Genomic DNA, 15,449 nt, shown 5'->3' on the forward strand with positions numbered 1-15,449 from the left:
TTATTTATTAAATCAGATTCCAAGAAAGGCCTTAACTGCTCCCTCCATTTCTGTTCTGTCGACAACAGTCTTGTGTCTTATCTCAGCATTTCTGATGCTTGATACTGCTGCAGGAATTTCTACTCCTGAAACTTCTGAAAGCTCATCAGCAAGTTCAAAATCATCCTTGCTCTCGTCGTTCCTTCCAAGAGCTGTCATTACGCTTCTTGTAAACTTGTATGGGCTTGCTGTTGAAGCAATGACTGTAACAGTCTTATCTCCTGTTTCACTCTTGTATTTATTATACACCGAAGCAGCTACTGCTGTGTGTGTATCAATGAGATATCCTGATTTTTCAAAAAGATCTTTTATTGTAGCGAATGTCTCTTCTTCTGTTGCAAATCCGCCGTAGAAGTCAGAGAGCTTTTCTTTCATAGCATCTGTTATCTCATACTTGCCTTCTTTGGTGAGTTTCTCCATGTATGCAGCATCTGCTTCAGAGTTATCACCTGCGATGTGGTAGATAAGTCTCTCAAGGTTTGATGAGATAAGAATGTCCATTGAAGGTGAGCTTGTAAGTACAAACTCACGGTTTCTGTCGTACTCACCTGTCTGGAAGAAGTCGAACAGAACCTTGTTTGAGTTTGATGCGCAGATCAGCTTGGCGATCGGCACACCCATCTTGCTCGCATAGTAAGCAGCAAGAATGTTACCGAAGTTACCTGTTGGAACAACTACATTTATAGCGTCATCGTCTGCTATTCTGCCCTCCTTAAGGAGTCTTGAATATGCATATACGTAGTAAACGATCTGAGGAACCAGTCTTCCAATGTTGATGGAATTGGCTGATGAGAACTGGAAGCCCTTTGAATCCATAACACTTCTGAGTTCTGCGTCTGTAAAGATCTTCTTAACACCGTTCTGGGCGTCATCGAAGTTACCTTCAATACCGATTACACAGGTGTTGTCACCCTTCTGAGTAACCATCTGCTGTTCCTGGATGGGGCTTACGCCGTGTTTAGGATAAAAGACAATGATCCTTGTGCCGGGTACATCTGCAAATCCTGCAAGTGCTGCCTTACCTGTATCTCCACTGGTCGCTGTCAAAATAACGATCTCATTCTTAACTGCATTCTTCTTGGCAGCTGTTGTCATGAGATATGGAAGGATTGAAAGAGCCATATCCTTGAAAGCGATTGTTGATCCGTGATAGAGCTCTAAGAAGTATGCTCCGCCTGCCTCTGATAAAGGAGCAATCTCCTCTGTATCAAACTTAGAATCATAGGCGTGAGAAATGCAGTACTTAAGCTCTTCTTCAGTGTAATCAGTAAGAAGCAGTTTCATTACTTCATAAGCTGTTTCCTGATATGAAAGGGATGCAATCTCCCTGAGTGATTTCTCAAGATGTGGGATGTGATTTGGAACGTAGAGTCCACCGTCAGGCGCAAGACCGCGCAGAATAGCCTCTGATGCCTTTATACTCCACTTATCTCCTCTGGTGCTTGAATACAAAACTTCCTTGGGCATTGGTTCTCCTCCATTTTGACACGTAGATATAAATTCATATAAAATGAATGTATAAAAACAAATTTTCACTAAAGTATACCATAATACTGCATCATTTGGGGAGTAAAATGAGCAAAAAAAATTATATTGGTGTATATTCGACTTTTCTAAAAGACGGAACTCCTTCCTACAGAGCTTCCATAACGTATTTCGGCAAGCATATCTCCCTCGGAAGCTACAGCAAGATCACAAAAGCTTCAAGAGCTTATAAGGAGGCTGCTGCCGTTCTTGAAAACAGCGCCCTTGATATCTCCTCCTATAAAAAAGATATGGCACTTGGCTTTGACAAATTCGTATCCCTTATAAACTACAGAGATAAGGGCATGTATATATCTAATCCCATTTACCTTGAAAAGAAATATTTCCTGTATTACTTGTCACCAACACAGGTTCTTAAGTTTGATATTGACGACCTCTTCTACTACTCATCCCACAAGATCATGCAAAGAGGGACTCACCTGTTTGTGGCAGACTACGGAAGTCAGTTGTCAATCCGTGAGCGCTACGGCATAAAGAGCTATGCAGTGGAAGGCAGAGACTACCGCTTCGCAAACGACGACCCTTGTGATTTCCGTTACGAGAACATCATCATCTTGAACAGGTATCGTGGAGTCAGACAGTTTGCGGAAAAAGGCTTTTTAAAGTACAAAGCAGTAATTCATGTTAAGAGCAACTACGTTGTCGGCAAGTACAATACTGAGTCTGAGGCAGCAATTGCCTATAATAAAGCTGCAGATATCCTGATAAAAAACGGTGTCAAAAAAGCTTTTCAGCTAAACTACGTGGAGGATTTATCCCCCTCACAGTACGCAGATATCTATATGAACACAAAGATTTCTCCAAAGATATACGAAATAAAGCGTTAAAGACGTAAAAGTTGTATACTTATATTATGAAAAAAACAGATACCGGGAAACTGAAAATGATGCTCAGAAAAGATGCTGTAAGGCTCGTTGTAGTCCTTTTAGCTGCTTTTCTTATGGCCATGAATATCAATTCCTTTGTAAACGCCGGAGGACTTTACCCCGGAGGAGCTACGGGAATTGCTATTATCATTCAACGTATTGCTCTTAAATACTGGGGCTTATCTATTCCATACACCCCTGTAACAGTTCTTTTAAACGCGATTCCCGTGTACATTGGTTTTAAGTATATCGGAAAGAGGTTCACCCTCTTCTCTCTGGTCATGGTAGTAACAAACGGTTTCTTCGTCGATTTACTACCGGATTACGCTGTAACTCAGGATCCGCTTCTCGTCGCAGTATTCGGAGGACTTTTAAACGCCATCGCAATAACCATGTGCCTCGAGGTTGATGCAACCAGCGGCGGAACAGACTTTATTTCCATATTCCTGTCGCAGAAAAAGGGCGTCGATGCTTTTCCCTACATACTGGCCGGAAACGTTGTGATCCTCAGTATCGCAGGTGTTCTGTTCGGTCTTGATAAAGCTCTTTATTCAATGATATTCCAGTATGTTACAACCACAGCTCTCCATGCGCTGTACAGAACTTATCAGCAAAGGACACTTTTTATCATCACCGATATGCCCGACAGAGTCTGTTCAATGATCTATTCCGTCTGCGGACACGGAGCGACGCTGATTGACGGCGAAGGCTCTTTTGCCCACAAGAATAAAAAGATCGTGTACTCCATCGTAAGTGCAGCGGACACCAGAAAAATAATCCCAAAGATACGCGAAATTGATCCGAATGCTTTTATCAATTCCATAAGGACCGAGGAGATCACCGGTAACTTCTATATGAGACCGAGAGACTAATAAAAAAGAGATGCTTCCATCACGGAAACATCTCTTTTATTATGGATTATTTGTTCAGTTTTTCTTCCTGTTTCTTTTTATGCTTAGCATACATCTCTCTTCCGGCTTCACCAAAAAGTGCTATGAGAAGCAGCCACCACAGTCCCATCTTTTCTTCCTTGACATTATCTTCAAGAACGCCCTTGGCTGATGCTTCATCCTCAATATTTACATACGCCTGATTCTCATCCTCTGTGAACTCTCCGGTCTCAGTTTCTACCGTTTCTGCAAGCGCCACTCCACCATCCTCGATGGTAGTGGTCTCACCCGTTGCGGATTCTTGTGCAATTCCTTCAGCAACATCTCCGGTTACTGTCTCTTCTGCGCCTGCTGCCAATGCATTCTCGGAAGCCTGGCGTGCTGCACGTCTCTGATCAACTGCCGCAGGTGCTGCTTCCTGTACAGGGGTTTCTGCTGTAGCTTCTGCTACAGTGGCTGCAGGTGCTGTAGGTGCTGCAGGTGTTCTACTTGCAGCTGCGCTCGTTATCACAGCTTCAGCTACCGCTCCGGCTACTCCGTCTGAAATCGTGACAGACACTGGGCGTCTCGGGTTGAGACGAAGAAGTGTATTATCAAGATCCGTCTTGGCCTGGCCAAAACCTTCTTTAAGCTTATCGAGGTTCTTCTGAGCAGTCTCAACCTTCGCATTGGACTCTTCGAGCATACCATCCAGCTCGGTAAGTACCTCTCTCACGGTCATCTTATTGAGCTCATTTGCCTTCTCCGCGCTGACTTCAATTCCAAAGTATGATGCTACATCATCAACTCCAAGAGCCTTGGTCGCAAGTACAGACCTCTTCTTCTGGCTCTTCAAATCGTTTATCGCTTCGCTTAAGGTATCAGCCTCATACTGAGCTATCTGTACAGCCTGCTGGGCTTTTGCTGTCGCATTCTCAAATCCGGCATACTTACCTGCAAGTTCTGCCGCATTGCCGGCAGCGGTGGCATTTCCATTTATAAATGCATTGAGTGCCCGGCTTTCCTCAACGAGATGTTCTACCTTCTCGCTTCCAAGTCGATTCATTGTTGCCTTTGCATAATTGTTCTTGTCATTTGTCGTATAGTTAACAACATTATGATCAGCACCGACAACCAGGCAGTTAGCATTATGGAAAAGATTGTTCTGGTTCTGGGAAATCTTATCCACTGCTGCTCCGGAATCCTTCAAAGTCATGGTTCCATCGGCATTTACTACAACTTCGCCGGATGCGATCATCTCATTTATTTCAGCTGTAACCTTATAGACTCGCTCTCCATCCACATTAAATGCATAGACATCAAGGATGCCATCTTTGGTTTTCTCTTTTATTTCATTTGTTTTGCCTATCAAGCCAGGATATTTTTGTGTGAGATACTTGTTGGCTGCAATCTCATCTTCGGTCTTTTCATATACGACGATTACATTTCCGTTACTAGCTCTTGCACCATCCTGCCAGTTATCATTAACAAATGTTTTCTCAGCACTATCCCAGTTAAAGTACTTTTTGCCCTGAACTATCTCACCGTCATCATTTCTGTAGTAGAATGTAACCTTAGCTGCATTACATTCCTGTTTATCAAAGGACTTGATCTTTTCATCATTATCATTTCCGTCCTTCATGTACTGCCACTTGATCTCGTATCCTTCACCCCTTACCACATCAATTCCAAGTCTCTGTGTAAGGAAATAGTTCTCAACAACCTGCTCCATTACAGCACGGTTCTTCTTGATGTCACCACCTATCTTGCCAGCCCAGTTATCGCCACTTGCCTGTTTAAGAGCATCGGCATCAATTGCATCATCAAGCTTATCTCCCACAAGTTCAAGAGCTCCTGCCAGATTATCGACTTTCTGCTGTGCAGCATCGATATCTTTCTGAGCCTCAGCAGTCTTATCTTCGGCGCTCTTAATCTTATCGCCGAATTCCTTCTCAGCCTGCTCCATTTTCTCTTCAGCGGCCTTAAGGTTTGCTGATGCAGCTTCGTACTGCTTGGTGAGGTTATCATAGAACTCTTTCATTGCATCAAGAGTTGACTTGGTATCCTGCACAAGCTTGTCGAGATCTTCATACGCCTTATTTGCTTCTTCAGGTGTCTGAGCTTCTTTAATGGATTCAATGAGAGCATCTGCTTTTTCCTGTGTCTCTATGGAATCCTGAACCATATGCTCAGCCTTCTCTGTAGCATACTTTACATCTTCGAATGCAGCCTTAGCTTCATTCTCCATATCCTGCTCATAAACAGAAGCCTGCTTGTCAGCTGCGCCGGCATCATTAAGATCCTGCTTAACCTCTGTGGCTTTTTCAGATGCAGCATCAAGAGAAGACAGTGCCGAGGGATCATTCTCACCATCGTTGACTACTGCATTTGCAGCTTCTATAACCTTGTCTATTGCTTTATCTGCTTCAGTTTTCTTAGTCGCATCTAATCCGGCTGCTTCTCCGGCAACAGCTGCGTTTTCAGAAGAAAGGATCTCTTCTACTGCAGCACCGGCTTCTACCTTAGCACTCTGAAGTTCGCCTTCAGATGCATCTGTAGTTTCTCCTGCAGCTGCATCAGCAACAACCTGAGCCTGCTCTTCTGCTTCCTGCGTAACTGCAGGAGCTTCGGCCTCAGTCGCACCTACTTCACTCTCAGTTGTTGTATCCGGGAATTCTTCAGGTGGAGCTGTAGCCTCGCCGTTTGCATACGCAGTAACCGGCGTTGCAAGAGCCATCATCGCCGAGATTCCGACTGTAAGAGCAGAAACCAACTTTTTGTTTTTGAGATCTTTCTTCATCATAGTAATTTACCTCACCCCTAAAAAACTGTTATGCCTCTGAATCCGCATCAACTCCGATTTGCTCAAACAAATACTCAAGTACATCAGATGTGAACTTTTTAGCCTTGAAGGCAACAGACTTTTTGCTTCCTACTTCCTGATCTTCTCTGACTGCCTCTGAGTACATGATCATTGTCTCTGTAACTACGATCATGTCTCTTCCTACAAGATTGGGTACTCGCTTATCGATTGTGATAGCGATTCCCAGAGGACTGACGTTCTTAACCTGTCCGTAAAACTTCTCCAGAGTCTGTCTGTCAACGATAACACTGTTTGCCAAAAATTCAATTCTGTTGATACTTCTGCGTTCTTCCATGTTTACCCCCTGTTATCCAGTATTATTTTTATTTGTCTTTGGTGAAATAAAAAAGGGACGCATATGCATCCCTTAATTTTTGAATTATCAGCCCCCCGAAGATATGCGCCCCACTTTGTCGGCGTATTTGATACTGTAAATTCTTCTGAGGGATTCATTGATTCTCTCTTCGCTGATGTTACCGTCCTGAACCTCTGCCAGTAAGCCAGCGTATGCCTCTTCAAAATTTTCAGGAATGTATATCATATCTGCTCCAGCCTTAATGGCTGCTATAGCAGCATCTTTCGATGTGTAATACTCAGTAACTGCTTTTTCATTCAAAGGAGCTGTTATAACTATTCCGTTAAATCCAAGTGCTCCTCTAAGTTCATCCTCCACGATCTTATCTGAAAGACAAGCCGGTGTGTTGTCTCCGGTAAGTTCCGGGAGTGAAATGTTTGATACCATCATTGCTCCGATTCCGGAATCAATGGCGTTTTTGAAAACCTCATACTCTCCTATGACTAGATCTTCTCTTGTGGCTTCACTAGTTGCCATTCCCGAAGCCGTATCGCCTTTTAGCGGGAACAGATATCCGCAGGAAGTAACTCCTGCATCCTGCATACCTGTCATATAAGCGCTTGTCAGCTCTTTTACCGTATCTATGTCAGCTCCGAACAACGCTTCTTCAGATACTTCCATATCAGGCGTTATTGCGAAATTGAAACCGTTCTTAAATAGTTCAGAACCTGCTTTATTGCCGGCATTCATCGATGTTTCCGTATCGGTTATCTCTGCATCCGGCTCAGTCCCCAAAGTGGTCTTAACCGAATCTGCCGCAGCCGATTGTTCCGAAAGGATGGTGAATATCGGATACTTACTCATCGTAGCTGTGGTCTCCAGCATCTCTTTTATCTGATCTGTAGACTTTATATTCTTGGGAGCATATATCACTCCGCCAACTGCGTATGATGCAAGAGCTTCCTGTGTACCGGTTCCTGCCTTGACAGCTGTATCAACTCCCGTCAGCTGCTCAGGCGTAACCAGGAAAAGACCTGCCACCTTATCCTCTAAAGTCATCTCCGAGAGAATATTTCCGAGCACCTCGTCCATCAGTTCTTCTTCGGTGTATTCCTGTACTTCTTCCGTTTCCTCAGGAGTTTCTATTACTGCAGGCTCAGAAGATACCTCTTCTGTTGCCTCCACTGTAGCCTCTTCTGCAGCAGGCTTGCTGCCCAAAGCTTTCCTCAGCATGTGAATGCCGAATATCAGGAGTCCTAATACTACTACAACGATCACACCCAAGGTTATATATGCAGCCATCTGGCTCTTTTTTCTACGCGCTCTGCGAGCCAGTCGCTTCTCATCAAAGTCCTGTTCGTCAAATCGTGCCATCTGTTTCCCCATTCAAACTTTTTTCTCATATATATGATAGCACAAATTTAGCACTGCGCATATATAAAGCAAGCATGACGTTTTTTGACTTTGGATTCCTATATGCGCGCAAAAATCGAGGGCAGAAGCTTCATCCATATTACCTGCTTCTGCCCTTATGCCGAGTACTCATCAAATTCAATTGTTATTACGTCCAACGGACTAATCCTCCAATTCTCAGCCTCATCGTTCCATTAACTTTTGCATTCATATGCTGTGGTTGCAAGGTGGAGATATTGTCATAACCACTAATCATGTACTTGAAGTGCTGTAGTTCTGATACTTACTTTCTTTCTAACTAAATACTTCTAAAAACTTTTTATAAAACTAACTTAGTATGCTGGTGGAGTGTACCATCCTTTCCTTGAATATTTTAATTACCTATCCCTTTGGAGTGTACCTGCCTTTCTTTCTCCCCGGCTCTGTTTGTTCTATATACCTGGGGCGAAGTATTTTCGATATCTTATAAGTATCTCTTGATGGTTTTATTATATTCACAGCCCTCTAATTTGTCAATACATTTTTTAATATTCTGGTGATTATTTAGAAACTATCGTTTAAATTGTAGTATTTTCTGTTATTTATTCTAATTGTATATTCTTTTTGTACAATTCTGTAAATAAAAGAACTGCTACATCAAAGCCTTGATATAGCAGTTCAAATATTATGTCAATTCAGATTTGATAAATTAGTCAAGGGGATATTTGTCAGTCAATTTTTTAATAATTGCTCTTGCTTCGTCGTTCTTCTCACCCTTGTTCTTGATAACAATTGCGATAGCCTCTGCGATCTGATCCATATCCTCAGTGTTCATGCCTCTTGTGGTTACAGCAGGTGTTCCGAGTCTTATACCGCTTGTAACAAATGGAGACTGCTGCTCGTTGGGAATTGTGTTCTTGTTGGCTGTGATATGTGCATCGTCAAGCCAGGCTTCAACTTCTTTTCCTGTAAGACCAAAGTTTGTGAGGTCGATGAGCATAAGGTGGTTATCTGTTCCGCCTGATACAATCTTGATTCCACGGCTCATAAGTCCGTTGCAAAGAGCCTTTGCATTGTCGATAATGTTCTGAGCGTACTGTTTGAATTCAGGTGAAAGAGCCTCTTTGAAGCAGATAGCCTTAGCTGCTACTACATGCTCAAGTGGTCCGCCCTGGATACCAGGGAATACAGCCTTGTTGAACTTGTACTTATCCTGAGCTTCCTGATTCCAAAGGATAAGTCCTCCTCTTGGTCCACGAAGAGTCTTGTGAGTTGTTGTGGTTACAACATCTGCGTATGGGAATGGGCTTGGATGAAGTCCTGCTGCAACAAGTCCTGCAATGTGAGCCATATCTACCATGAGAACTGCTCCGCAGGCATCTGCTGCTTCTCTGAATTTTTTAAAGTCAATTGTTCTGCAGTAAGCTGAAGCACCTGCGATGATGAGCTTGGGCTTATGTTCTACTGCAAGCTTGTACATATTGTCGTAATCAAGAATTCCGTTATCATCTACACCATAAGGAACAATGTTGTAGTATGTTCCGGAAATATTGGCGCTGCTTCCGTGGGTAAGATGTCCGCCCTGTTCAAGGTCCATACCCATGATAGTGTCGCCGGGCTTAAGGAGTGCAAACTGAACAGCCAGATTTGCCTGAGCTCCTGAGTGAGGCTGAACGTTAACGTAGTCGCAGTGGAACAGCTCTTTTGCTCTTTCTCTTGCTATGTTCTCAACCTTATCTACAACATAGCAGCCGCCATAGTATCTTTTCCCCGGGAGACCCTCGGCGTATTTGTTTGTAAGCGGACTTCCCATAGCTGACATAACAGCCTTGCTGGTCCAGTTCTCTGATGCGATCAGCTCGATGTGGTCATTCTGGCGAGCTACTTCTTCCTCGATCAGGGAAGCAATTTCCGGGTCAACCTTCCTAACTTCTTCCAATGAATACATTTACCAAATCCTCCTGAATCTTTACATAAGACTTTACGCATTTACAGTTTAATGCGTTAAAGCAACATCCCCGTTATAGTATCATACTCTCTCTAAAAATTCTATAGTTTTTATGCTACAATTTAATACGAAAATATTTCGATTGGGGGATGAGCATGTATTACTGTATAGTTAACCCTTCTGCCAGATCCGGCAAAGGAAAAGATATCTGGGAATTACTTGAAAAGAAATTCATAGAAAAAGGTCTTGAGTACAGAGCTGTATTTACCAAGGGACCCGGGCATGCGACAAAACTTGCAAACAGCCTTACCGAGCCCAAGTCTTCAGACAGTGATGCAGATTCACCGATCAAACTCATTGTCCTTGGCGGAGACGGAACTCTGAACGAAGTCATAAACGGGATACAGAATTTCGAGAAAACTCTCGTGGGCTACATACCCATCGGCTCCAGCAATGATTTTGCAAGGGACTTGTCATTTCCAAAAAAGCTCGATGACCTGATCGCACAGATCCTAAAGGCCGAAAATGTAAGGACGCTGGATCTTGGAAAGCTCACCTATAACTCAATGTCCAGGGAGACTTCAAGACTTCATGAGGATCGCATATCAGTCACAAGGCTCTTTGACGTCAGTGCAGGAATCGGATTCGATGCTGCAGTATGTGAACAGGCTCTCTCATCAAATACCAAGAATTTCCTCAACAAGATAGGGCTTGGCAAACTCACCTACGGCTCCATCGCTTTAAGACAGCTCTTTGGCGCCGAGAAAGTAGCCTGTGAGATAACCCTTGATGGCAAAAAGACAATTCGCCTAAATCGCTTTATCTTTATAGCAGCCATGGTTCATCACTACGAGGGCGGAGGTTTTAAGTTTGCTCCGGGTGCTGATCTCACCGACGGAAAGTTTGATCTTGTCTATGCCGGCGATATGCCATCAGCCAAGATGCTCCTTGCGCTTCCTTTATCCTTTATAGGTCACTACTTCTGGATAAAAGGCATTGGACATCACGTTGTTCAGAAGGTATCCATAAAGACACAAAAGCCGCTGTGGGTTCATACAGACGGAGAAGTATCAGTTAAGTCTGACCATATAACTTTCGAGTGCCTTAAGCAAAAACTCAGAATGATGAATTAATAAAAAAGCTCCCTGCTTGTTCTTAAGCAGGGAGTTTTAATTTAATCCAGGTTATATCGAACTGCCACTCTCTCTTCCTGCCTTGAGCAGAAGTTCTCGAGAAATGGTGAGTGATAAAATACCATATAGAATATTGTTGCCATGATGAAGGCTGTGATCACATCATATACAGAATGCTGTTTGATAAACATTGTAGAGAGAATAATTGAAATGCCAATAAGATCACTTACTATCTTGGCTGCCTTATTGCATCTCTTGCAGTGGTGAACAGCAATCATTGTTCCGAGTGAGTTATATACATGGATGCTGGGCCAAAGGTTTGCCGATGAATCCGTACTGTATATTATCTGCACAAGGTGTGTAAATACATTGTCCCTTGGCATCACTACAGGTCTTAAGTGGTGCATATTCGGAAACAGTGTTGATACGACAAGGAACACTGTCATTCCGGTTGCCAGGAAAATGAAATTCTTGTAATAGTCCTCAACTTCAAACGAGAAAAGGAAAAACAAGAGTGTCAATGATACATACAAAAACCATGTATAGTAAGGTAAAACAAAAACTTCTACAAATGGGATCACGTCATCGACAGCTGTATGTATGATTGAATAGTGTGTAAATGTGTGCTTCTCGATGGCAATAAACCAAATCATATAGATGGGCGCATAAATCAGGATAGGCAGGGCAAGATGCAAAATATCGGCCATCCATGCCTTATCTACCGTCCTTCCGGCCCACTTTTCGTATTTCTTTTTCATAATATTCCTCAATAACAAATTCTAGCCAAAACACAATGATGAAGTTTATTCTAGCACTTTAAACGGTGATGTAAATCATCAGAATCACCATAAAATATGCTAAATAGCGTTAAGTTTTAGGAAAATTATCCATTAGTTGAAGTGGAAAATCTTCTGTAATAACTTATATCCGGCCAGTGTGATCTTTCTTCCTCCCTTGCCGGGCAGATAGATGTAAGTACCCTCAATACTGTATCTGATCTTGGTATAGAGCAGGAAATTCTTCTCTTTTATGTAGTCAAGGAGCTCCTGTCTCTTGGCCAGATTCTCTTTTGTATCCTCTGTGATCAAAAGAACTGATGAAATAGCTGTTATTATCTCGAGATAATTGAACATATATTTATGGCGCTCTCTCTGTGAACGGATCATGCCATAGTTCTCTACATAATAATCAACCATGAGCTTGTTGACCTTGAGCTGCTGATCTATACGGGAGAGCATGATCTGCTGATTAACCGACTGATCTTCTCTTCCGATGTAGTAATAGTAGAAGTTCACATCAAGGTAGTACATGTTCTTAACAAAAGGAAGCGGATTAAACACGTAAATATTATCTACATAGAAGGTATGCTCAGGAAGCTTAAGTCCGCACTGTCTAAGAAGCTTGGTCCTGTAAATAACCGAATGCATAAGAAGGTAATGTCCCTTTGGAGTTCTCTTTACATCCTTCCAGGTAAAGAGCTGTTCAATGGGGAACATTGACTTATAGCGCATTACCTTGTGGCGCTTCTCTCCGACTTTGTTGTATACGAAGTTACTGATAAGAAGATCAAGCTGCTTATCACCGCCTGCAAGCTCAGCAAGGGTGCTGAGTATCTTTCTGTATGCAATCTCTTTTACCCAGTCATCGGAATCCACAACCTTAAAGAAAAGTCCTGTGGCATTCTCAATACCGGTATTAACAGCTGAACCGTGTCCGCCGTTGGGCTTGTGGATAGCTCTGCAGATTGTGGGATACTTAGCCTCATACTGGTCTGCTATCTCTGCTGTTCTGTCCTTGGAACCGTCATCAACAATGAGGATCTCAACCTCTTCCCCGCCAACTAGCAGTGAGTCGATGCACTTCTCCATATAATCCTGTGAATTGTAACAAGGTACTGCAATTGATAATAACTTCATTGATTAACTCCTTAATCTGGTACTCTCAAATTTCTCCATGGTAGTAAGGCAGGTGCGAAGGTCATTGTATCTGTCATACACATCTCCCTCATTGACCACAACTCCGACCGAAAGGGCCATGATATCAATCATATCATTTGTTATTATTGGCCTTAGTTTAGCTAAAATGTCGTTCTTCTCAGATGCAAGATCCGCATCCATAAACTGAATGACCAGCGGATCAAGGTTCAGCTCCTGAGCTTCCTCATCCACACTCTTTTCCATGATAACGGATTTCTCGGTGGGTTTGAAGTTGAACATAGGCTTCTTGGCCGGCTGCTTCTCAGGTTCTTTTTCCGGTTCTTCTAAAGGCTTTGGTGTAACCACCCTTTCTGATCTGTCATCTGTGGGAGTTACCTTTTCAAACCTCATCTTCTGTTTGACATCCGGATACTTGTCTCTGTCAACCTCCGACATGAACATATCAAGAGGTCTTACATAAACCTTGTAATCTCCGTACAAAGCCTGATACACTACCATCTCTTCTCTGGTCTCGGAATGAATTGCGATGGTAAGGACCTGGTACATATTGCCCTTAAAATGTCTGTAAATCTCTTGTGGTCTTGGTCTGTCTGCCATAAACACCCCTCTTTGTGGCCCCCGGCCACACGTTTATATAGTATAATTCAACATTTGCACATTTTCAAATATCTTTTATCCGGCACTTCTCTTGGAAGTGGAGCCAATGATCACCATCTCCACGCTGATGATGTAATCCAGTTTGCCGGACTTTACCGCTTCATCGTTGGATGCACATAATTCAAGCGCATCCTTAAGCTGCTTGTATGAATAGCTCCTGGCCCAGTTCTGATACTTGCCAACAAGGAATGGCGCCAGCTTAAGCGATGATGCTATCTGTCCCTTATCCCTTCGGTTGTCTGTCATCTCTTTTACCTGAAGCATCAGATTAAACTGTCTTGTGATAAGAGAAAGTATCTTGGCCGGTGGTTCCTTGAGTGCCAGAAGATCATAGTAGAGTTCCATGGCTCTCTTCTGGTCCTGAGCAGAAATAGCATCTGTCATGGCAAAGATCCGGCTGGTAAGATAGTTAGCGCATACACTCTCTATGTCTGCTTCGGTTATCTCATTTCTGTCTATGCAGTAGCAAACAAGCTTTTCAATTTCAGTTGCTATGTTTGACATGTCAGTACCCACGCGATCTATAAACACTGCCTGAGCTCTTGGAGATATGGTTTTTCCGTCCTGGGCGAACTTAGACTTTATCCACCTCATCAGTGTCTCATCGCTCTGCACATCACAGTCAATCTCAAATCCGAGTTTACTTACCGCCTTGTAGATGTCTTTTCTCTTATCTACTTCCTTCTCCACAAAGATAAAAAGTGTTGTATCGGACGGCTCCTTAAGATACTCGGCAAGTTCCGGGCATCCGTTTTTAAAAAAGCCGCTGTCCTGGACGAGAATAACTCTCTTATCAGCAAGAAACGGCATAGTCTGCGCCATATCTATGATCTGTCCCGGAATATTGCCATCGCCTTCATACCTGTTAAAGTTCATGGACGTTTCATCGCATCCAAGAGCCTTTAAGAGTTTGTCCCTGTTCTGAAGACGAAGATAAGCCTCTTCACCATATATAAGGTAGCAGGGCTTAAAATTTCCGCTGGCAATATCATCATTTAATTGTTTTTGTTTAGCCGGAAAATCCGTAGTTTTTGCTGCCATCTAAAAACACACCTCGTTTTCTATGTTAACATAATTGGTCTTTTTTTGATATACTAGATGAGCGCATAATTTTCTTTTAATAAGTTGAGGAAACACTATATGTTGATACATGGCCTTCAAAAAATGACACTTCTTGATTATCCGGAGAATGTCGCCTGTACCGTGTTTTTTGGCGGATGCGATCTAAGGTGTCCATATTGTCACAACTTTGAGCTGGTAGACGGCACAGCGGAGCCGATCATGGATGACGAGGAGTTCTTTTCCTTCCTAAAGAAAAGAGTAGGACTCCTTGACGGTGTTGCCATTACAGGAGGAGAGCCTCTTCTTCGCAAGGATCTGCCTGAGTTTATCAGAAAGATCAAGGAACTTGGCTTTAAGGTCAAACTTGATACCAACGGGAATCATCCGGACGAGCTTAAAGCTCTTTTAGATAAAGGGCTTGTTGATTACGTGGCCATGGATATCAAGAATTCTCTTCCAAAATATGCCGTGACAATAGGTCTTCCTGATTTTGATACTTCAAATATTGAAAGAAGCATCAAAATCATCATGGACAGTAGCGTTTCCTATGAGTTTAGAACCACAGTGGTAAAAGAGCTTCACGACGATTCTTCGTTTGAAGCTATCGGAAAAATGATTAGAGGTGCTTCTCATTATTACCTACAAGCATTTGTGTCAAGAGAAACTGTTCCAAATAAAAATCTCTCCTCTCCGGATCCCGAAGAGATGGACAGGTATCTGAAAATCGCCCAAAAATATGTGCCGGGCGCACAGCTGCGTGGAATGTGATTTTTTGACTACAAACCACAATATATTGTGTTTATGCTTTTTTGTTTATCTATATATTGACAGAAGGATTTCGTT

General features: G+C 42.8%; 13 protein-coding genes. 4 read left to right on the top strand and 9 right to left on the bottom strand.

Going from position 1 to position 15,449, the window contains the following annotated elements; translation table 11 throughout:
- Nucleotides 1-12: 12 nt before the first annotated feature.
- Nucleotides 13-1,506 carry a threonine synthase gene (thrC, locus tag G589_RS0102070; RefSeq protein ID WP_026520912.1) on the bottom strand — a complete coding sequence of 498 codons (1,494 nt, stop codon included), beginning with the start codon at nt 1,504-1,506 and terminating at the stop codon, nt 13-15.
- A gap of 107 nt (nt 1,507-1,613) precedes the next feature.
- Between thrC and G589_RS0102075 the strand changes: the two genes are divergently transcribed.
- Nucleotides 1,614-2,411 (top strand): hypothetical protein, encoded by a 798-nt coding sequence (locus tag G589_RS0102075; protein ID WP_026520913.1) that lies wholly within the window; start codon nt 1,614-1,616, stop codon nt 2,409-2,411.
- A 50-nt stretch (nt 2,412-2,461) separates the two neighbouring features.
- A complete protein-coding gene (locus G589_RS0102080) occupies nt 2,462-3,322 on the top strand; it encodes a YitT family protein (RefSeq protein ID WP_026512328.1) in 861 nt (286 codons plus the stop codon).
- A 46-nt stretch (nt 3,323-3,368) separates the two neighbouring features.
- On the opposite strand, the gene G589_RS0102085 is transcribed toward G589_RS0102080, so the two are convergent.
- The 4 genes from G589_RS0102085 to glyA form a co-directional block, all read right to left on the bottom strand.
- Complete coding sequence (locus G589_RS0102085; protein ID WP_026520914.1) at nt 3,369-6,122, bottom strand: hypothetical protein; 2,754 nt, start codon at nt 6,120-6,122, stop codon at nt 3,369-3,371.
- A 28-nt stretch (nt 6,123-6,150) separates the two neighbouring features.
- On the bottom strand, nt 6,151-6,477 hold the full coding sequence (locus G589_RS0102090; protein WP_026520915.1) for a hypothetical protein: 327 nt from the start codon (nt 6,475-6,477) through the stop codon (nt 6,151-6,153).
- An 87-nt stretch (nt 6,478-6,564) separates the two neighbouring features.
- Complete coding sequence (locus G589_RS18575) at nt 6,565-7,851, bottom strand: glycoside hydrolase family 3 N-terminal domain-containing protein (RefSeq protein ID WP_051192122.1); 1,287 nt, start codon at nt 7,849-7,851, stop codon at nt 6,565-6,567.
- 727 nt (nt 7,852-8,578) lie between these two features.
- Nucleotides 8,579-9,817, bottom strand: a complete 1,239-nt coding sequence (gene glyA, locus G589_RS0102100) for a serine hydroxymethyltransferase (RefSeq protein WP_026520916.1) — start codon at nt 9,815-9,817, stop codon at nt 8,579-8,581.
- 155 nt (nt 9,818-9,972) lie between these two features.
- Between glyA and G589_RS0102105 the strand changes: the two genes are divergently transcribed.
- Nucleotides 9,973-10,950 (top strand): diacylglycerol/lipid kinase family protein, encoded by a 978-nt coding sequence (locus G589_RS0102105; protein WP_026520917.1) that lies wholly within the window; start codon nt 9,973-9,975, stop codon nt 10,948-10,950.
- 41 nt (nt 10,951-10,991) lie between these two features.
- Here the strand turns inward: G589_RS0102105 and G589_RS0102110 are convergent, their stop codons facing one another.
- The 4 genes from G589_RS0102110 to holA form a co-directional block, all read right to left on the bottom strand.
- Entirely contained in the window at nt 10,992-11,708 is a 717-nt protein-coding gene (locus tag G589_RS0102110; protein ID WP_026520918.1) for a serine/threonine protein phosphatase, read from the bottom strand.
- A 132-nt stretch (nt 11,709-11,840) separates the two neighbouring features.
- Complete coding sequence (locus G589_RS0102115; RefSeq protein WP_026520919.1) at nt 11,841-12,866, bottom strand: glycosyltransferase family 2 protein; 1,026 nt, start codon at nt 12,864-12,866, stop codon at nt 11,841-11,843.
- Between the two features lie 3 nt (nt 12,867-12,869).
- Nucleotides 12,870-13,484 carry a DUF1653 domain-containing protein gene (locus tag G589_RS0102120; RefSeq protein WP_026520920.1) on the bottom strand — a complete coding sequence of 205 codons (615 nt, stop codon included), beginning with the start codon at nt 13,482-13,484 and terminating at the stop codon, nt 12,870-12,872.
- 75 nt (nt 13,485-13,559) lie between these two features.
- On the bottom strand, nt 13,560-14,585 hold the full coding sequence (gene holA, locus G589_RS0102125; RefSeq protein WP_051192123.1) for a DNA polymerase III subunit delta: 1,026 nt from the start codon (nt 14,583-14,585) through the stop codon (nt 13,560-13,562).
- A gap of 99 nt (nt 14,586-14,684) precedes the next feature.
- Here holA and G589_RS0102130 point away from each other — a divergent pair, with 99 nt between their 5' ends.
- A complete protein-coding gene (locus tag G589_RS0102130; RefSeq protein WP_026520922.1) occupies nt 14,685-15,374 on the top strand; it encodes an anaerobic ribonucleoside-triphosphate reductase activating protein in 690 nt (229 codons plus the stop codon).
- Nucleotides 15,375-15,449 lie beyond the last annotated feature (75 nt).

Source organism: Butyrivibrio sp. VCB2001 (assembly GCF_000423965.1).
GTDB lineage: Bacteria > Bacillota > Clostridia > Lachnospirales > Lachnospiraceae > Butyrivibrio.